This window comes from Enterobacter sp. WI-ESBL-E8, from assembly GCF_053364895.1.
The window spans coordinates 127647-144770 of sequence record NZ_JBRWXJ010000001.1; the positions used below are offsets into that span (position 1 = coordinate 127647).

Annotated in this window: 20 protein-coding genes; 16 read left to right on the forward strand and 4 right to left on the reverse strand. The window is 57.2% G+C overall.

Features of this window, described 5'->3' with window-relative positions:
• Positions 1-2 precede the first annotated feature (2 nt).
• The 9 genes from fliF to ACWHWP_RS00645 all read left to right on the forward strand — a co-directional run bounded on the left by fliF (position 3) and on the right by ACWHWP_RS00645 (position 9304).
• Positions 3-1694: a flagellar basal-body MS-ring/collar protein FliF gene (gene fliF, locus ACWHWP_RS00605; protein WP_447854891.1), complete on the forward strand. Its 1692-nt coding sequence runs from the start codon at positions 3-5 to the stop codon at positions 1692-1694.
• On the forward strand, positions 1663-2688 hold the full coding sequence (locus ACWHWP_RS00610; RefSeq protein WP_047347528.1) for a flagellar motor switch protein FliG: 1026 nt from the start codon (positions 1663-1665) through the stop codon (positions 2686-2688). The genes fliF and ACWHWP_RS00610 overlap by 32 nt, the downstream gene beginning before the upstream one ends.
• A gap of 2 nt (positions 2689-2690) precedes the next feature.
• Positions 2691-3449, forward strand: coding sequence for a flagellar assembly protein FliH (gene fliH, locus ACWHWP_RS00615; RefSeq protein WP_447854892.1), 759 nt, complete (start codon positions 2691-2693; stop codon positions 3447-3449).
• The gene (gene fliI / locus ACWHWP_RS00620) at positions 3436-4755 is read left to right on the forward strand and encodes a flagellar protein export ATPase FliI (protein WP_063430828.1); all 1320 of its coding nucleotides are present in this window, start codon (positions 3436-3438) and stop codon (positions 4753-4755) included. The genes fliH and fliI overlap by 14 nt, the downstream gene beginning before the upstream one ends.
• 5 nt (positions 4756-4760) lie before the next feature.
• Complete coding sequence (fliJ, locus tag ACWHWP_RS00625) at positions 4761-5207, forward strand: flagellar export protein FliJ (protein WP_447854894.1); 447 nt, start codon at positions 4761-4763, stop codon at positions 5205-5207.
• A gap of 5 nt (positions 5208-5212) precedes the next feature.
• Entirely contained in the window at positions 5213-6634 is a 1422-nt protein-coding gene (locus tag ACWHWP_RS00630) for a glycosyltransferase family 2 protein (protein ID WP_447854895.1), read from the forward strand.
• A gap of 26 nt (positions 6635-6660) precedes the next feature.
• Positions 6661-7602: a hypothetical protein gene (locus ACWHWP_RS00635; RefSeq protein ID WP_063957934.1), complete on the forward strand. Its 942-nt coding sequence runs from the start codon at positions 6661-6663 to the stop codon at positions 7600-7602.
• 83 nt (positions 7603-7685) lie between these two features.
• Positions 7686-8903: a CDP-glycerol glycerophosphotransferase family protein gene (locus ACWHWP_RS00640; protein ID WP_063957933.1), complete on the forward strand. Its 1218-nt coding sequence runs from the start codon at positions 7686-7688 to the stop codon at positions 8901-8903.
• Positions 8900-9304 (forward strand): adenylyltransferase/cytidyltransferase family protein, encoded by a 405-nt coding sequence (locus tag ACWHWP_RS00645; RefSeq protein WP_059310342.1) that lies wholly within the window; start codon positions 8900-8902, stop codon positions 9302-9304. Before ACWHWP_RS00640 ends, ACWHWP_RS00645 begins: the two co-directional genes overlap by 4 nt.
• 63 nt (positions 9305-9367) lie before the next feature.
• On the opposite strand, the gene ACWHWP_RS00650 is transcribed toward ACWHWP_RS00645, so the two are convergent.
• The 4 genes from ACWHWP_RS00650 to flgA form a co-directional block, all read right to left on the reverse strand.
• Positions 9368-10426 (reverse strand): CDP-glycerol glycerophosphotransferase family protein, encoded by a 1059-nt coding sequence (locus ACWHWP_RS00650; RefSeq protein ID WP_447854896.1) that lies wholly within the window; start codon positions 10424-10426, stop codon positions 9368-9370.
• A 10-nt stretch (positions 10427-10436) separates the two neighbouring features.
• On the reverse strand, positions 10437-10898 hold the full coding sequence (locus ACWHWP_RS00655; protein WP_447854897.1) for a flagellar protein FlgN: 462 nt from the start codon (positions 10896-10898) through the stop codon (positions 10437-10439).
• A gap of 2 nt (positions 10899-10900) precedes the next feature.
• A complete protein-coding gene (gene flgM, locus ACWHWP_RS00660) occupies positions 10901-11173 on the reverse strand; it encodes a flagellar biosynthesis anti-sigma factor FlgM (RefSeq protein WP_047347537.1) in 273 nt (90 codons plus the stop codon).
• A 132-nt stretch (positions 11174-11305) separates the two neighbouring features.
• Positions 11306-12091, reverse strand: a complete 786-nt coding sequence (gene flgA / locus ACWHWP_RS00665; RefSeq protein ID WP_063430818.1) for a flagellar basal body P-ring formation chaperone FlgA — start codon at positions 12089-12091, stop codon at positions 11306-11308.
• A gap of 76 nt (positions 12092-12167) precedes the next feature.
• Between flgA and flgB the strand changes: the two genes are divergently transcribed.
• Genes flgB through flgH form a run of 7 tightly spaced genes read left to right on the forward strand, consistent with a single transcriptional unit; the run spans position 12168 to position 17119 of the window.
• On the forward strand, positions 12168-12518 hold the full coding sequence (gene flgB / locus ACWHWP_RS00670; RefSeq protein WP_059310346.1) for a flagellar basal body rod protein FlgB: 351 nt from the start codon (positions 12168-12170) through the stop codon (positions 12516-12518).
• Between the two features lie 23 nt (positions 12519-12541).
• Positions 12542-12967: a flagellar basal body rod protein FlgC gene (gene flgC / locus ACWHWP_RS00675; RefSeq protein ID WP_059310347.1), complete on the forward strand. Its 426-nt coding sequence runs from the start codon at positions 12542-12544 to the stop codon at positions 12965-12967.
• A 2-nt stretch (positions 12968-12969) separates the two neighbouring features.
• Positions 12970-13650 carry a flagellar hook assembly protein FlgD gene (gene flgD, locus ACWHWP_RS00680; RefSeq protein ID WP_314747952.1) on the forward strand — a complete coding sequence of 227 codons (681 nt, stop codon included), beginning with the start codon at positions 12970-12972 and terminating at the stop codon, positions 13648-13650.
• Between the two features lie 34 nt (positions 13651-13684).
• Positions 13685-14887: a flagellar hook protein FlgE gene (gene flgE / locus ACWHWP_RS00685; protein ID WP_059310348.1), complete on the forward strand. Its 1203-nt coding sequence runs from the start codon at positions 13685-13687 to the stop codon at positions 14885-14887.
• Between the two features lie 3 nt (positions 14888-14890).
• Positions 14891-15622 (forward strand): flagellar basal body rod protein FlgF, encoded by a 732-nt coding sequence (locus ACWHWP_RS00690; protein WP_059310349.1) that lies wholly within the window; start codon positions 14891-14893, stop codon positions 15620-15622.
• Between the two features lie 21 nt (positions 15623-15643).
• A complete protein-coding gene (flgG, locus tag ACWHWP_RS00695; RefSeq protein ID WP_063430816.1) occupies positions 15644-16429 on the forward strand; it encodes a flagellar basal-body rod protein FlgG in 786 nt (261 codons plus the stop codon).
• 24 nt (positions 16430-16453) lie between these two features.
• A complete protein-coding gene (flgH, locus tag ACWHWP_RS00700; RefSeq protein ID WP_047348164.1) occupies positions 16454-17119 on the forward strand; it encodes a flagellar basal body L-ring protein FlgH in 666 nt (221 codons plus the stop codon).
• Positions 17120-17124 lie beyond the last annotated feature (5 nt).

A 17124-nucleotide genomic window follows, 5' to 3' on the forward strand; every position in this document is an offset into this window, starting at 1 on the left:
CCGTGTTAAACAAAATCAAAGCTCGTCTCCCCGCGCTCTCTCTGCCCTCTGGCGTCAACAACCGCAAACTGCTGGCGATTGCCGGCGGCGCGGCGCTGGCGCTCGGGATCGTCGCCTCGCTGTGGAACCACAATCAGGGTTACGTTGCCCTTTACGGCACCCAGGAACAGATCCCGGTTTCACAGGTGGTGGAGGTACTGGGCGCGGAAAATATTGCCTACCGCGTTAACCCCGATAACGGCCAGATTCTGGTCAGCGAAAGCAAACTACCGCAGGCACGCATGGCGCTGGCGGCAAAAGGCATCAGCGCCGCGACGCCGGACGGCTACGAGCTGATGGATAAAGAAGAGATGCTCGGCAGCAGCCAGTTCATCCAGAACGTGCGCTACAAGCGCAGCCTGGAAGGCGAGCTGGCGAAAAGCATCATGGCGCTGGATCCCGTGGAGCACGCCCGCGTGCATCTTGGCCTGAGCGAGTCCAGCTCGTTCGTCCTGACCAACAAACCGAGCAGCAGCGCGTCGGTGATCGTGCAGTTGCGCTACGGCAAACGGCTGGATGACCAGCAGGTGGCCTCTATCGTGCAGCTGGTTTCCGGTTCGGTGCCGGGCATGGCCCCCGGCAGCGTTCGCGTGGTCGATCAGGCGGGCAACCTGCTTTCAGACGGTATTGAAGGCCCGGATGGAAAACTCACGGGGTCGCGCGCCGGCAACGACGTCGTGCAGCGCATTCGCGAAGATACCCGCAAGAACATCACCACGCTGCTGACCTCCCTGGTGGGCGAGGGGAACTTCCGCATCAGCGTTGCGCCGACCGTGGACTTAAGCCGCGTGGAGGAGACGCAGGAGCGGCTGGGCAAAGACCCGCGCGTGAGCGACGAGCAGATAAGCCAGGAAAACAGCACCAACGAAATGGCGTTTGGTATTCCCGGCTCGTTAAGCAACCGCCCGGTGAATCAGAACCCGCAGGCGGCCGCAGCTCAGGCCACCGGCCAGGCAGCGCCTGCCGCCGCGGCTAACACCAGCACGACCACCGGCGATCCTCGCTCCCTGAGCAACCGCAGCCAGGAGCAGCGCAAGTATGCGTTCGACCGCGATATCCGTCATATCCGCTATCCCGGTTATAAGCTGGAGAAGCTGAGCGTGGCCGTGGCGCTTAATCAGACCGCCCCCGCGCTGGCAAAAATCACCCCCGAACAGTTGACCTCTATTACCCGCCTGGTGGAAAGCGCCGCCGGGATCGATAAACAGCGCGGTGATGCGTTAACGCTGGACGTGCTGGCCTTTAGCGCGCCTCAGAGCGACGGCCCGCTGGCCGAAAAATGGTGGAGGGATCCGGATATGCAGTACTGGGGGCAGAACGGCGGTATTGGCCTGCTGCTTCTGCTGACGCTGTTCTTCGGCGTCCGCCCGCTGGCTCAGCGTATGGGGCGCCGCGAGCGCGTCGTGAAAGACGTCGCACAGGACGACGCGGCGCTGCTGACGGACGAGGCGTATGTGGCTGAAAACGGGCTTTCCACGCTGTCGAAAGCGGGCTTCAACAATAATGACGATTTGCTGCCGCCGCAAAGCTCTGGCCTGGAAACCAAAGTCGAGTATCTCCAGGTTCTGGCCCAGAGCGAAACGGAGCGGGTAGCAGAAGTTCTGAAACAATGGATTAACAGCAATGACCGAAGCAATAGCAAACCGGACCAGTAACGCCAAAGGGCGTAGCCGCCTGGAGCAGGCGGCGATCTTGCTGATGAGCGTGGGCGAAGAAGCGGCTGCGCAGGTGATGCAGAAACTCACCCGCGAAGAGGTGGTGCTGCTTAGCGAAACCATGGCGCGCCTGCACGACGTGAAGGTCAGCCACGCGCGCCAGGCGATGAACAACTTCTTTTCCGACTACAGCGAGCAGAGCGGCATCAACGGCGCGTCGCGCTCCTACCTGCGCAGCATTCTGGAAAAAGCGCTGGGCGGTGAAATTGCCCGCAGCGTGATAAACGGTATTTATGGCGATGAGATCCGCTACCGCATGGCGCGCCTGCAGTGGGTCGATATTCCCCAGCTGGCCGCGCTGATTGAGCAAGAGCACCTGCAGCTGCAGGCGGTTTTTCTGGCCTTCCTGCCGCCGGACATTGCCGCCAGCGTGCTGAGCGTGCTGCCGCGCGAGCGCCAGGATGAAATTATCTACCGCGTCGCCCGCCTGGACGACGTGAACCGCGACGTGATCGACGAGCTGGATCGCCTGATCGACCGCGGCATCGCGGTGCTCTCTGAGCATGGCTCAAAGGTGGCGGGCATCAAGCACGCGGCCAATATCGTCAACCGTATTCCCTCCAATCAGCAGCAGCTGCTGGAGCAGCTGCGCGAGCGCGATGAAAGCGTTGTCGACGATCTGCAGGACGAAATGTACGAATTCTTTATTCTCAGCCGCCAGACGCCAGCAACGCTGCAGCGCCTGATGGACGAAGTGCCGATCGAAGAGTGGGCCGTGGCGCTGAAGGGGACCGAGCCGGTGCTGCGTCAGGCCATTTTCAACGTGATGCCGAAGCGCCAGGTGACCTTGCTGCAAAGCACCACCAGCCGCATGGGGCCTGTGCCGGTCAGCCGTATTGAGCAGGTGCGAAAAGAGATTATGCAGACCCTGCGCCAGCTGGTGGAAGAGGGGGAGATCCAGGTGCAGCTCTTCGCAGAACAGACGGTGGAATAACCATGTTCAAGAAAAGGAGCCCCGCGCTGGAGGCGCTGACCTCCCGACGCCAGGCGGTGGTTAAGCCGCGTCTGCATAAATTCCCGCCGTTACGCAAACGCTGGGCGGCATCGCAGGCGTCGGCCGAGGGCGATGCAGCGGTTATGCAGGACCCGGGTGAGCATCAGCGGCAGATGGAAGAAGGCTTCCGCGACGGTATGAACCGCGGCTTTGCGCAGGGAATGGAAGAGGGCAAGCAGGAAGGCTACCAGGAAGGGGCACGACTCGGCTTTGACGAGGGGATGCGTAGAGGGCTGGCGGAAGGCAAACAGCAGGCTCGCCAGCAGTTTCTGGAGGCCGCCGCGCCGTTTGAACGTATGACCGCCGACGTTCAGCGTTTCCTCGAGAGCTATGAACAGCGTCGCCGTGAAGAGTTAATGCAGCTGGTGGAGAAAGTGACCCGCCAGGTGATCCGCTGCGAGCTGGCGCTGCAACCGACCCAGCTGCTCGCGCTGGTGGACGAGGCGCTGACCAGCCTGCCGCAGCCGCCGGAGCAGATCCGCGTGGTGCTGAACAGCGAAGAGTTCCGCCGCATCAGCGAAGCGGAGCCGGAAAAAGCCCGGGAGTGGGGGCTGAGCGCCGATCCGGCGCTGGAGCCGGGGGAATGCCGCGTGATCACCGATACCACCGAAATCGATGTGGGTTGTCAGCACCGGTTCGACCAGTGCGTGGCGGTGCTGAAGGACAACCTGCTGCCGGACGCGACCCATGAGCAGCCTTGATTTCGAACAGGCGTTACGCTCCATCGAAGAGATTGACCTGGCGCGCGTCGCCGGGCGTCTGGTGCGGGTGAACGGCATTCTGCTGGAGTGCGTGGGCTGTCGGCTGGCGATCGGCCAGCTGTGCCACGTCGAAAGCATCGATCAAGAGATGATGGACGCGCAGGTGGTGGGGTTTGACCGTGAGGTCACCTACCTGATGCCGTTTAAACAGCCGTCCGGGCTGATTGCCGGGGCGCGCGTTTTTCCCGCCGGTAAAAGCGAGGGCGTGATGATTGGCGACCAGTGGCTTGGGCGCGTCGTTAACGGCCTCGGTGAACCGCTGGACGATAAGGGCAAACTGGCCGGCGACACGCTGCTGCCGCAGCAGCTGCCGCAGATCCACCCGCTGCGTCGACAGCCAGTGGAGACGCCGCTGGACGTGGGCGTGCGGGCGATTAACGGCCTGCTGACCGTCGGTAAAGGCCAGCGCGTGGGGCTGATGGCGGGCAGCGGCGTGGGTAAAAGCGTGCTGCTGGGGATGATTACCCGCTACACCCAGGCCGAGGTGGTGGTCGTGGGGCTGATTGGCGAGCGCGGGCGCGAAGTTAAAGAGTTTATTGAGAATTCGCTGCAGGCCGAGGGCCTGGCGAAATCGGTGATTGTCGCCGCACCGGCGGATGAATCACCCCTGATGCGCATCAAGGCCACCGAGCTGTGCCACACCATCGCCAGCTATTACCGCGACAAGGGCAAAGACGTTTTGCTGCTGGTGGACTCCCTGACCCGCTACGCCATGGCCCAGCGCGAGATTGCCCTTTCGCTGGGGGAACCGCCCGCGACCAAAGGTTATCCACCTTCTGCGTTCAGCATGATCCCCCGCCTGGTGGAGAGTGCCGGTAACAGCGGGAGTAACGGTTCGATGACGGCGATTTATACCGTGCTGGCAGAGGGTGACGATCAGCAGGATCCCATCGTCGACTGCGCGCGTGCGGTGCTCGACGGCCACATCGTGCTGTCGCGCCACCTGGCGGAGGCCGGTCACTATCCTGCCATCGACATCGGCCAGTCTATCAGCCGCTGCATGAGCCAGGTGACGACGCGCGAGCATCAGCTGGCCGCGCGCACCCTGAAACAGCTGTACGCCGAATACCAGAATATTAAGCCCCTGATACCGCTGGGTGGCTATGTGGCCGGCGCCGATCCGCTGGCGGATAAAGCCGTACGCCTTTCGCCAGCCATCATGCACTTCTTACAGCAGGAAGTGCACGACGCGGCGCTGATTGAGGCCACCGTAACTGACTTACGCGCGCTGGCGCAGGCAGGATAACGACCATGAGCAAACTCATTTCTACCCTGGAACAGCTGCAGCAAATGCGCACCCGCGCCGTGGACGATCTTACGCTGAAGCTGGCCTCGCAAAAGCAGCTCTGCCAGCGCTTTGAGAAGAACATTGATGCGCTGACCACGCTGGCATCGGACACGATGATGCAGAGCGCGAACAGCGCCGCGATGATGATCAACCAGTCAAAATATAAGCAAAATATTCAGCGGGTTATCGACTGGCAGAAGCAAGAGCAGGCGCTGGCCTCACTCGAAGCGGAAAAGATCCAGGGTAACCTGCTGGCCGAAGCAAAGCGGGAAAAAAGCCTGGCGATCGTGCTGGATGCTAAACGCAGCGACCGACGGATGGAGATAGCCAGTCGAGAACAAAAAATGACCGATTCTGTTTCTGTTCAGTGCTGGCTTCGCCAACGGCAGGCCGCCGCTCGCCAACGATAAACGCTATGACGACCACACATAAAAACACTACATCCTCCCTGATGAACGCCCTGCTGGAACGCCAGAAGCGTACGCAGCCGCTGCCGACGCCGTTTGTCAGCGTCATCTGTCCGACCTACAACCGCCGCGAGTTTTTGCCCTATCTGCTCTATATCTGGCAGTACCAGGACTACCCGGCGGACAGGCGTGAGCTGATTATTCTCGACGACTCGCCCACCAGCAATGCCGATCTCATTGAGATGATGAGCGACCCGTCGCAGCCGAACGTGCGGTATATCCACAGCCCGGAGCGGCTGACGCTGGGCAATAAGCGTAACCGGCTCAACGCGCTGGCGACGGGTGAGTACATTATCTGCTTCGATGACGATGACTATTACGCGCCGGATAAGATTTCGCATCAGGTGGCGCAGATGCAGACCCACCGCGCGCTGTTTTCCGGCAGCGACCAGATTTATATCTGGTACAGCCATCTGGATAAAATCTACCTGACCCATCCCTTCGGGGCCCGTCACGCGCTCAACGGCACCTTTGGCTATCACCGTAACCTGCTGAAAAACCATCGTTATGACGATGAGGCGATGAAGGCGGAGGAGGTGGGCTTCCTGAATAACTTTACGACGCCGGTGCAGCAGATTGACCCGAAGCGAACCATCCTCTGCATCTCGCACAGCAGCAATACCTACGATAAAGATTTCATTCTGGACAGCTCAACGCCGGTCGATCTGACGCTGGAAGATTTTGTCAGCGATCCCAACCTGCTGGCCCATTACCGTCGCCTGAGCACCGCGCCGCTCGCGACCCGGGTCAACTGGTCGGCGTTTGAGAAAATCGCCGTACTGTATGACCCGCAGCAGGAAGACCCGCTTCCGGCGTGCCGTGAAGCCCTGATGGCGCTGGGCGCAGAGGCGGGACAGCTCTGGCCGGTGGCAAAAGCCCGGGCAGAAACGGCAGAAGCCGCCGAGCGGGCGACCCACTCCGAGGTGATTTCCCATGCAAAGCAGCAGGGCTGGAAAAACGTCGTGCTGCTGGACGTGGAGCTGCGCTTTGTCAGAAAAGAGAACGCGATCCACAACGTCAACAAACTCCTCAACGGACTCGACCAGGTGGACTGGCAGATGCTGCTCCTGGGCGGCCGTTATGAAAACTTCACGCCAACCCAGTCACTGCCGGGAGTGGCACGAATCTTTAATGCGGGCTGCGCGTGCGCCTATGCGGTAAATGCCGGCTACTACGATGCGCTGCTGGATGCCTATCGCCAGGCGACGGAACAGCAGGTCAGCCTCGACCGCTGCTGGGCTGCGCTAATGAGCAGAAACGCGCTGTGGCTGGGCTTCAGCCCGAGCTTTGCCTTCCTGCAGCATTACCCCGATCCCAAAAGCGGCGAGCCTGTCGACTGCACGCACTGGTTCTTCCGTAAACACCGTTAACCCGCGACTGCCAAAAGAGAACGAACATGGAACTGATTGAACACTACCTACCTGAATTTGTGTCGCGTTTTGACGCGCGGGAAGCCGCATGCGAATGTCCGGCCTGCCAGCGCGGCGGCGAGGGCTGGCCGCATATCAGCGTGAAGCTGAAAAACCAGCAGCGCGAGAGTCTGGATATCGGCTGTGCAACGGCGGCCAGCGAGATGCTGTTCAGTCCGGACGCGTTTGTTTTGCATACCGCTCAGCGGGAATCGCAGAGTGAAGAGATGCTCTCTCCCTGGAGCGCGGCGCTCAATCAGCAGTGCGTTAACCTCGCCATACACCCGGCGCTGACGCTGGAAGCGAGCCTGTACGGCATTGGCGTGCTGCTCAGTAAAGCCCAGCAGTATCTGGATAACGGCGACAGTGACCCGGCGCAGCTGGTGAGCATGGGAGAGCAGCTGGCTACGCTTGCGGAACAGGGCGTATTAACGCAGCAGTTTGCGATGCTGCCGCCGATTGCCGTGAACCGAACGGCTGCGCTCAATGCGATGGGCACGATGCGCCTCAACCTGAACCTGCCAATGGTGGAGAAGATGGGGATGGCGCTCAAGCTGAGCGAGCTGTCGATCATGCAGCCTGCGCGCCTCGCGGAGCGTCTGCAGACGCTGGAAGCCGAGTGGGCGAGTATCGCGCTGTTGCATGAGCATCCCTATATCCTGCGCAATATGTTGATTTATACGTTGTATAACGATGTTTTCCCTGGCGTGAACTGCGCCAACTGCGGCGAAGCGCTGCTGGGGCTGGCGCGGCAGTTCTTCCACATCAAAATGCTGTGCGCCATGCGCAGCGAGCAGGGCGCGTTAACCCAGGACGACGTGGCGCTGCTGATTAGCGCGCTTCGCGGCTGGCAGCAGGAGAATCCTTTTGTTGCCGACGAAGATAATACGGCGGATTACAGCCTGCTGTGCGGGCTGTCGCTGTTGTAACCTCACTGCGCTGGCGGCGTAAATCGTAACGAACTTCCATAACGTAATCCGAAAAAATGAATAATTTTGCAGAGCCTGAATAAATGAATATGGAATTGCCTTCTCGCTTACATCGACTCTCGGAAAAAGTGCCTAAAGAAAGAATAGTGCTTTTTTTTGGGCGTGAAGAGTTTAGTGATAATACTAAATATCTTTATTTAAAGGCTCTGGAACAGAAGGGAAACTTTCGTTGTATATGGTGTAGCTGTCAGGAAACATTAATTGCAGAGCTGCAGAAAAAAGGGTTGCCTTGCCAGTTGATTTCGCAGGATACGCTATCGGAAACGATTCGGTTATTCCTCTCTGCCGCGGTTGCCGTGTTTTCGGTTAACCCTTCGCAAAGCCTGAATGGCAGCGAAGAGCTATTTTCCTGCCTTCAGGGGGCCAGACAAATTCAGCTATGGCACGGCGTATCGGTCAAACACCTTCTTTTAGAATTAGTGCAGCATCTGGACGTCGGTGACTATGATTTCAGAAGGCCCCTGGATTTTGCAACCCGCGCCGATTGTGTCGTGAGCACATCCCCGCACCTGGACGCTTTTTTCCGCCGCGCCTTTGGCTGTAAGCGAATCATTCGAGCGGGGTATCCACGTAATGAGGTATTGGTTCGTCCTGCAACGGAAAATGAGTATATAGGCGCTGATATTCCGGGCAGTATTCTTAGCGAATTATTGAATCCGCAGCGTAAGAAAGTGTTTTTCGCACCCACATGGCAGCGTAGTGAGAACACCCTGATCACCAATAGCATGGCATTCATCACGCAATTAGCAAAAGCCTGTAAGGTAAATAATGCATCGCTTTTTATTAAGAGCCATCCGCTCTATATAAACGATCAGGAATGTAAGGCGCTTAGTCAGAACTGCTTCTACATTAATCCAGGTCTCGATCTTTACCCGGTGATGCGTCACTTCGATGTGCTTGTTACAGATTATTCATCAATCATGTTTGACTTTCTTCTGACAGGAAAACCGGTGATGCGCTTAGACTTTAACGGTCAGACGCATCGCTCGTTTGAGCCTGATTTTACGCTGATTCCTGAAGTTGATTTCGCCTGGTTGTTTACGGATGAAAACGTAGAAGACGTTCTCAATAACGCACTGTATCGTGATGATAAACAGGCTCTGAGAAAGAAAATGGCGGATTTACTGTTTCCGGGAGATAATGCAGACGCGTGTTCTGGCCTAATTAATCTTCTTAACAGTGAGGTGGATTCAGTCATGGCAAATAACTCTTATTATAGCGTTGAGGAATATGATGGATGAAAAATATAATCACGTTTGGCACTTTTGACGTTTTTCACGTTGGCCATCTGAATATTCTCAGGCGAGCAAAGGCGCTGGGCGATCGTCTGATCGTTGGCGTTTCTTCAGATGCGTTAAATGTTAAAAAGAAAGGCCGCTTTCCAATTTATAGTGAAGGTGACAGGTTATCTATTATTCAGGGCATCAGATATGTTGACGATGTTTTCCTGGAGGAGTCACTGGAGCTAAAGGCTGAATATATTAAGGAACATTCTGCCGGCGTGCTGGTCATGGGCGACGACTGGGAGGGGAGATTTGATTATCTTTCCGACATCGTTAAGGTTGTGTATCTGGCACGAACGCCTTCCGTGTCGACAACGTCGGTCATTGAAATCATCCAGGACACCAGAGCCGCCTGTTGAAGGTAACCGACATCGATCAATATTGGCTCGACGTCGGCTTGTAATAAAAGGGGGCGTACCGCGCTAGCTATATATCGAATCGATAATCACCTGCGCGGCTCTCTGACCCGCCATCCCGTCATTAAAGGCGTCACAGTACTCTGTTTTAATATGCTGAAGTTGGCCGGCGTGCTCCTGCCAGGGGTAGTCATCGGCAAGGTAGCGACGAAGATCGACCATATCGCGAGCGACGGGCATAAACGCTCGTACCTGCTGTTCGGGGCTATCAACGGAGCTGAATGATTTTCCCTCCGCGAGCAGCGTCTCCATGCCTGGCCAGTCCAGCAGAATTATCTTTTTATCAGCATTGATAGCATCAAAGATAAAACCGCTATTATCGGTGATAACGTAATCGGCTTTTTCGAGCAGGGAAAAGGTCACATTGTTGTCGGTGACAATGTTCTTGATGTGTCGTCTGACGGTTTTAAGGGCGATTGCTTCAGATTTTTTACACAACGTACCATGATGTAATTTTGTAATTATATTATATTCATGGCTTAACCGGCTTAGCTTTTCGGCCCAGGGGATAATTGAGCTTAGCTCACCGTAAGTCGGTGCATAGAGAATAGTCTTCTTCTCAGGCTGAATGCTGATATTTTCCGGTAACGTGTTGGCGTAATTATTATTGTGCCAGTCATCAAACCTCGGATTACCAACAATATACGTTTTATCGTCCAGCGACAGTGATTTTTTTGTATAGTGGCTATAACATAATATAGCACTGTATTTTTCATTCCAGGGTGCATGGTTCCACTGGTTTTTCGCTAACCCATACAGCGTTCGTACATGAACATTCGCGATACCCTCCAGATATTGCAGATAGTAGGGAGTGACCATACAGCTGTAGGTTTTTGAGTGATTTAAGGCTGCCGACAATAGAGTACAGTCGAGTCCGGCAATCTTTATCTTCTCCAGCGATGTCAGCATTTCGCTAACAAATTCCGGCTCGATTACGTCATTAATGACAAGTTCACAGCGGATGTTTTGCTTCAGCAATGCGGCAATAATATTACGGTAAACTTCAAAGTGAAACGACGTTTCCATGAAGAAACCAATGCAAATATCTTTGCTAATAATAGGCATTTTTATCATGTTATTTAGCGGGGGCGGTCGGCGATAGTACATCCTGATACAACCAATTCTCCGGCGCGCTGCTGTTCAGCAAATTCCCCAGGATCTCCTGTTGCATACTCATCAGCGCACCGTTGTAGTCGTTGGCGCGCTGGCAGGCGGTGGCCTGCTGCTGGAGTCCATACCAGAGGGCCGACACGGTTGACCGGTGGGCGGCCGGCAGACGGGCGATCAGCAGCTTCATGCCTTCGGCATTCGGGCTGATGCCCAGTTCGTTCAGCAGCGTGTGGCGCTGCCGGCTATTTTTTGAGAGCTGCTGGTACAGCGCCATCACCTGCGCGTTGAGCGTTTCCAGCGCCGCAGCGTCGTGGGCGACAATATGGCGGCGCTGTGTTTCAAGCAGGGCGGTCAGGGCATGGTAGTGCTTACGATCTTCAGCCATATCCTGAATCAGGGTTTTAACGCGCTGGGCGGCGTAAGTCATAATTACCTCTGGAAATACTTCTGCATTGCATCGGCCAGCGAATCAATATTGATGCTGATTTTGCCGCTGCTGATGGCGTCTTTCATTTCGGCGACACGCGCCATGTCCACGTCAGGCAGCGCGTTTAGCTGTTTTTGTGCGTCACCCAGTACCGGATCGATAGCGGCGCTGCGCGTCACGCGGGACCCTTCCTGCGCCACGGTGCGCGTCTGTTCTGCACTGCTGGCGTTATTGATCGCGGTGGCCAGGTTGTACTGTGTTGCTGCTACTTTCATCGCTTCGCCCTCATGCTCATAGTGTGGGTCAGGTTGTGTATGAACCTTGCCCTGCGGAAGTCCTGCTTCCTGTGCCGTTGTCTGTAAAGAGCGGCCAGGCAGGCGGTTAACTTAAACGTGGCGGCAAGATTTTTACCTGCCGCTGGCATACACCATCGTCACTACGCCACTGTCCGACACAATGGCGCTCACCACGCGTCCGCTAGCCTCATTTTTTACCTTAATGATTTCGCCTTTGCGCCCCTTCTTCATGGCTTCACCCATCGTTCGGGCCTCCACGCCGTTTTGCGCGGCGATCATCAGCACGCGCTGGCCGCGTTCAACCAGCAGCGGTGATTCCAGCTGTGAAAGCGTAATCGGCTGTCGGTCACGGATGCGGCGTTTGGCGGTCATGCCGATGATGTCGTTCGGCTCGGTCACATACTCCCCGCGCAGGCTGCTGACGTTGAGCTTTTTGATCGTGATGCTGTCGGCGTTGACCACCTGGCCGCGTTCGAGCGGGCTTTTAGCCACGAGCACCGGCAGATAAATATCCGGCTTCACGGTAACGGGAATATCCCAGCCGCCGGGGCCCTCACAGCGTACGTCAAAGCGCAGGCGGTTGATGTCAAGACGGTCGCCGGCAGGCAGAGAGACGGCTAGTTTTGCCGGGCATGCGGCGTACTGCGTGGCTTCCGAAGGGATAAACAGATTCATCTTCGCCTGGTAGTCAGGCCACCGACGGCGTTTGGCTTCCTGGCGAATGATGTCCGTCGCGTGCTGCTGGACGGTGGCAAATATCTGCTTGCGTGCGCTGACGGGTTGACCCCCCTCGGCTGCGGCAAGGCCAGAAAACGACAGCAGGGAAAGCGCCACGAGGAAGCGGAAATACCGTTTCACCCTGAGGCTAAAAAAAAGAGGAATATCATTATAAATCATGTAATTAAAACCTTGGCATGGAAATTGCTATTAAATCGCAGAGCATGCAGGTTTTAGCATCACGAGGGTGTGAATTGTGAGTATTACTTTTGACAAAGCATTGGGCGTTCATCCACAGGCTGTAGCACTTCGACTTTCCCGAGCAGAGTTGCTTTCAGCCAATCTGGCGAACGTTGATACCCCCAACTTCCAGGCTAAAGATATTGATTTTGCCTCCGAGATGCAACGCTCACGGTCGAGTTTTTCCTTTCAGTCGACCCCGCATGAGATGTATCGGGTGCCTTATCAACCGGCGTCGGACGGCAACACCGTTTCGCTGAACGTCGAGCAGGCCGAGTTTGCGAAGAACACTCAGGACTATCAGATGAGCCTGGCTTTTTTAAACATGAAGTTCACTGGCCTCAAGAAGGCCATTGACGGCAAGTAATCCAACGCAGGTAACCACGGAATATGGCTTTTTCGGATATTTATCGCGTATCGGGATCGGCGATGACGGCGCAAACCGTTCGTCTTAACACCATCGCCAGTAATCTCGCCAACGCAGAAACCGCCTCTGCTACCGAAGACGGCACCTATAAGGCGCGTCGCCCGGTGTTTGCGGCGGTTTATAAAAATGACGAGTTAATGAATCACCAGGCGTTAACCGGTGCCCGCGTGCAGGTAATGGATGTCGTGGAAACCGGTAATGCGGTGCAGCGTTACGAACCGCACAACCCGATGGCCAACCCCGACGGCTATGTCTACTACCCGGACGTCAACGTGGTGGAAGAGATGGCGGACATGATGTCGGCATCGCGCGGTTTTGAAACCAACGTCGATGTTCTTAACAGCGTGAAAAGCATGCAGCAAAGCCTGCTGCGACTTGGAGAAGCATAAGCATGGACATGAACGTAGACAGCGCGTACGCCAGCAGCCGTTCCGGCAGCACGACGGACGGCATTGCCAGCAACAGCACCGCCTCCGGCATGAACACCATGTTTATGCAGCTGCTGGTCGCGCAGATCCAGAATCAGGACCCGCTCAACCCCACCGACGGCACCGAGTACGTCAGCCAGCTGGCGCAACTGACCCAGGTGCAGTCAATGGAGACGATGTCGCAGCTGATGGCGAACAACTCCGTGCTGATGGACAACCTGCAAACCCTCACCACCGGCAATCTGGTTGGGCAGCACGTCATGGTGCAGACCGACTCGGTGAACAGCGATGGTGAAAGCACGCTGGACGGGCGCCTGACGCTGGAACATGCCGCTGGCGTGGTCACCGTGGTCGTGAAAGACGCCGCTGGCGTTGAACATAAAATCGAGCTGGGCAAGCAGGAAGCGGGCCAGGTGGATTTCACCTTCAATCCTGAAGAGCTGGGGCTGAGCGAAGGCAAATACACCCTGAGCGTGGTGACCGACACCGGTGAAGAGAAGGTACCGATCGAAATGGGCGGCGTAGTCAACAACGTGCGTATCCCGCTCGACGGCAGCCCGACCGTGCTGAATATCGACGGTCTTGGCGAGGTCGCCTACAACAACATTAGCCAGTTTGGCACTGCCTCTAAGAACAAAGCCTGAAGTGAATCAGGATATTAATTAAACAGGAACGATTATGAGCTTTAGTATTGCAACTACCGGTCTGAATGCCATTACCGAGCAGCTGAATGCCATCTCCAACAACATCGCGAACTCCGGCACCGTGGGGTTTAAGTCGGGTCGTGCGGAATTCTCCGCGCTGTACGCCGAAAGCCAGCCGCTGGGGGTTGGCGTCTCCGCCGTGACCCAGAGCATTACCAAAGGGGGAAGCATTACTTCCACCGGCACCGCGCTGGATCTGGCGATCAACGGCAATGGCTTCTTTATGGTTCGCGACAGCGCGGGCACCACCGCCTATACCCGCGCGGGCTACTTCGGGACCGACAGCAGCGGCCACCTGGTAAATAATAACGGAATGTATCTTCAGGGCTATCCCGTGGATGCCAGCGGAAAGCTCCAGGTGGGTACCATCGGTAACCTGACCATCAGCAGCGGCTCTATTCCGGCGAAGGCCACCGGGAGTATTGATTTCACGGCTAATATGGACGCGCGTGCGGAAATCCCGGAAACCACGCCGTTCAACCCGAAGGACAACACCTCCTACAACAACTCCTACACCACTCAGGTCTATGACTCGCTGGGCCGCGAGCACACTCTGAATCAGTACTTCGTCAAAACGGGCGAAAACGCCTGGGAAGTTCACTACTACATGGACGACGCGCCGGTGACCAGCGGCGGCGCGGAGCAGGTGCAGAAGCTGACCTTCAACAGCCAGGGCGTTCTGACCGACCCAAGCGGGGCGGTAGGGCTGACCGCAGATATTGCGGGCGCGAACGCCATCACTATCGACATGACCTACAGCGGCACCAGCCAGTACGGTTCCGACTTCTCCGTCAGCAAAAACAAAGGCGACGGTTATGCCTCCGGCGAGCGCACCGGCCAGGCTATCGATCAGGACGGCTGCGTGTATGCGACCTTCTCCAACGGCGAACGCCTGCTGCAGGGGCAGCTGGTGCTGGCGAACTTCGCTAACCCGAACGGCCTAGCCGCGCAGGACGGCACCACCTGGGCACAAACCGCCAGCTCCGGCGCGCCGCTGACCGGCACGCCGGGCACCGGCCTGCTGGGTTCTGTCGTTTCCGGGGCGCTGGAGTCGTCAAACGTGGATCTGACCTCCGAACTGGTCGGGCTGATGACGGCCCAGCGTAACTACCAGGCGAATACCAAGGTGATCAGCACCAACGACAACATGATGAATTCGCTCTTCCAGGCGGTGTAATCGATGGATCGTCTACTTTTCACCGCCGTCAGCGGCGCGTCGCGCAGCCTGACCCAGCAGGAAATCCACGCGAATAACCTGGCGAACGTGAACACCCAGGGGTTTCGCAGCGATCTCGACAACGCGCTCACGCAGCAGATTAACGGCGAGGGATATGCCTCGCGTTATCTGGTGCAGCCCACGCAGGGCGGCGTGGATATGACGCCGGGAGCGATGCGTGAAACCGGCCGCGATCTGGATATTGCCGTGAAGGGTGACGGCCTCATTGCGCTGCGCAGCGGCACCCGCGAGGTCTATACCCGCAACGGGCAAATTGACATTAACGCCGACGGCGAGCTGTCGGTGAACGGTCTGCCGCTGGAAGGCGATAACGGGCCGATCGTGCTGCCGCCTTACTCCTCCGTCTCTATCGCTGAGGACGGGGTGATTACCATCATGCCGGAGGATGGGGATATCGCCGCGCCGATGGATATTGACCGCGTGAAGCTGGTGAACATTCCGGCCAGCGAGCTCAGCAAAAACGAGGCCGGTTTTCTGGTCACCAACGCGGCGTTTAACCCGCGCGATGAAGAGGTAACGGTGGCCGCCGGGCATCTTGAATCCGCTAACGTGTCGGCCATCAGCGAGATGGTCTCCAGCATCGCGCTCAACCGTCAGTTTGAAGCGCAGATCAAGATGATGAAAGCGGCGGAAGATCTCGCTAACGCCGGTAACCGCCTGATTCGCGGCACCTGACAACACTTTTGAGGAATACAGATGAATCCCGCTTTATGGATCAGTAAAACTGGGCTAGCGGCGCAGGACGCCAAAATGACCGCGATCTCCAACAACCTGGCGAACGTCAATACCACTGGTTTTAAACGCGATCGCGCCATGTTCGCCGATCTGTTTTACCAGAATCAGCGCACGCCGGGCGGCCAGCTTGATCAGAACAATACCTCCCCAACCGGCATTCAGTTCGGGACCGGCGTCAAGATCGTGGGAACCCAGAAAGAGTTCACCGTCGGCAGCATCCAGAACACCGGGCAGAACCTGGACGTGGCGATTACCGGGCAGGGCTTTTTCCAGGTGGAGACGGCCAATGGCGATATCGCCTATACCCGCGCCGGTAACCTGCAAAAATCGCCTGACGGCGTGCTGACCAACGCGCAGGGCCTGCCGCTGGTCCCGCAAATCGAACTGCCGGATAACGTGAAGGATCTCCAGATCGGCAAAGACGGCACTATTACCGCCACGGTGGCAGGCGAAACCGATCCGGTTGAGCTGGGCCAGTTGACGCTGGTGAATTTTGTGAATCCGGCCGGTCTCGAAGCCATGGGCGGCAACCTCTACCGTGAAACGGCCGCCAGCGGGCAGGCGGTGGAAGGCGTCCCCGGTGAAGAGGCCTTTGGCCAGCTGGAGCAGGGATCGCTGGAAGGCTCTAACGTGCAGGTCGTTGAGGAGATGGTCGACATGATCACCGTCCAGCGCGCCTATGAAATGAACGCCAAGATGGTTTCTGCCGCAGACGACATGCTGAAGTTTGTTACGCAGTCGATGTAACGGCAGAGCCGTAAAGTGAAAGAGATGAAAAAGCAGGTAGCGATCGGTTTACTGGCGCTGGTGCTGTCGGGCTGCGAAAGCCCGGCACTGCTGGTGCACAAAGACGATGCGGCGTACGCGCCGCCGGAAGATTTCGCCATGCCGGAGACGCACGTCCGCGGCGGTGGCGTCTATAACAGCGGCTATAACTGGTCGCTTATTCAGGACCGCCGCGCCTATCGCGTTGGCGACATCCTGACCGTTAAGCTGGACGAATCCACCCAGGCGAGCAAGCAGGCGCGCACCAACTTCGGCAAGAAGAACGACGTGTCTCTCGGCATCCCGGAGGCCTTTGGCCACTCGGTCGATAAGCTGTCAGGGTCGGTTGACGGCAGCCGCAACTTCAACGGCAACGCTACGTCGCAGCAGCAAAACAGCCTGCGCGGGGCGATCACGGTGGCGGTGTACAAAGTATTGCCTAACGGCGTGCTGGCCATTCGCGGTGAAAAATGGCTCACCCTCAACCAGGGCGACGAGTATATGCGGGTAACCGGGCTGGTGCGGGCCGACGATATTGAGCGCGATAACTCCGTCTCATCACAGCGTATCGCCAACGCGCGTATCTCCTACGCCGGGCGCGGCGCCCTCAGCGATGCGAATGCGGCCGGCTGGCTGGTGCGCTTCTTTAACCATCCCCTGTTCCCTATCTGACGGAG

Excerpts from the sequence above, each read along its gene's own strand:
- flgG (WP_063430816.1), top strand. The coding sequence starts at position 15,644 with ATGAATCCCGCTTTATGGATCAGTAAAACTGGGCTAGCGGCGCAGGAC.
- ACWHWP_RS00635 (WP_063957934.1), top strand. The coding sequence starts at position 6,661 with ATGGAACTGATTGAACACTACCTACCTGAATTTGTGTCGCGTTTTGAC.
- ACWHWP_RS00630 (WP_447854895.1), top strand. The coding sequence starts at position 5,213 with ATGACGACCACACATAAAAACACTACATCCTCCCTGATGAACGCCCTG.
- flgE (WP_059310348.1), top strand. The coding sequence starts at position 13,685 with ATGAGCTTTAGTATTGCAACTACCGGTCTGAATGCCATTACCGAGCAG.
- ACWHWP_RS00610 (WP_047347528.1), top strand. The coding sequence starts at position 1,663 with ATGACCGAAGCAATAGCAAACCGGACCAGTAACGCCAAAGGGCGTAGC.
- flgA (WP_063430818.1), bottom strand. The coding sequence starts at position 12,091 with ATGATTTATAATGATATTCCTCTTTTTTTTAGCCTCAGGGTGAAACGG.
- ACWHWP_RS00690 (WP_059310349.1), top strand. The coding sequence starts at position 14,891 with ATGGATCGTCTACTTTTCACCGCCGTCAGCGGCGCGTCGCGCAGCCTG.
- ACWHWP_RS00640 (WP_063957933.1), top strand. The coding sequence starts at position 7,686 with ATGAATATGGAATTGCCTTCTCGCTTACATCGACTCTCGGAAAAAGTG.
- flgD (WP_314747952.1), top strand. The coding sequence starts at position 12,970 with ATGGACATGAACGTAGACAGCGCGTACGCCAGCAGCCGTTCCGGCAGC.
- fliJ (WP_447854894.1), top strand. The coding sequence starts at position 4,761 with ATGAGCAAACTCATTTCTACCCTGGAACAGCTGCAGCAAATGCGCACC.
- fliH (WP_447854892.1), top strand. The coding sequence starts at position 2,691 with ATGTTCAAGAAAAGGAGCCCCGCGCTGGAGGCGCTGACCTCCCGACGC.
- flgC (WP_059310347.1), top strand. The coding sequence starts at position 12,542 with ATGGCTTTTTCGGATATTTATCGCGTATCGGGATCGGCGATGACGGCG.
- ACWHWP_RS00645 (WP_059310342.1), top strand. The coding sequence starts at position 8,900 with ATGAAAAATATAATCACGTTTGGCACTTTTGACGTTTTTCACGTTGGC.
- fliI (WP_063430828.1), top strand. The coding sequence starts at position 3,436 with ATGAGCAGCCTTGATTTCGAACAGGCGTTACGCTCCATCGAAGAGATT.
- ACWHWP_RS00655 (WP_447854897.1), bottom strand. The coding sequence starts at position 10,898 with ATGACTTACGCCGCCCAGCGCGTTAAAACCCTGATTCAGGATATGGCT.
- flgH (WP_047348164.1), top strand. The coding sequence starts at position 16,454 with ATGAAAAAGCAGGTAGCGATCGGTTTACTGGCGCTGGTGCTGTCGGGC.
- ACWHWP_RS00650 (WP_447854896.1), bottom strand. The coding sequence starts at position 10,426 with ATGCCTATTATTAGCAAAGATATTTGCATTGGTTTCTTCATGGAAACG.
- flgM (WP_047347537.1), bottom strand. The coding sequence starts at position 11,173 with ATGAAAGTAGCAGCAACACAGTACAACCTGGCCACCGCGATCAATAAC.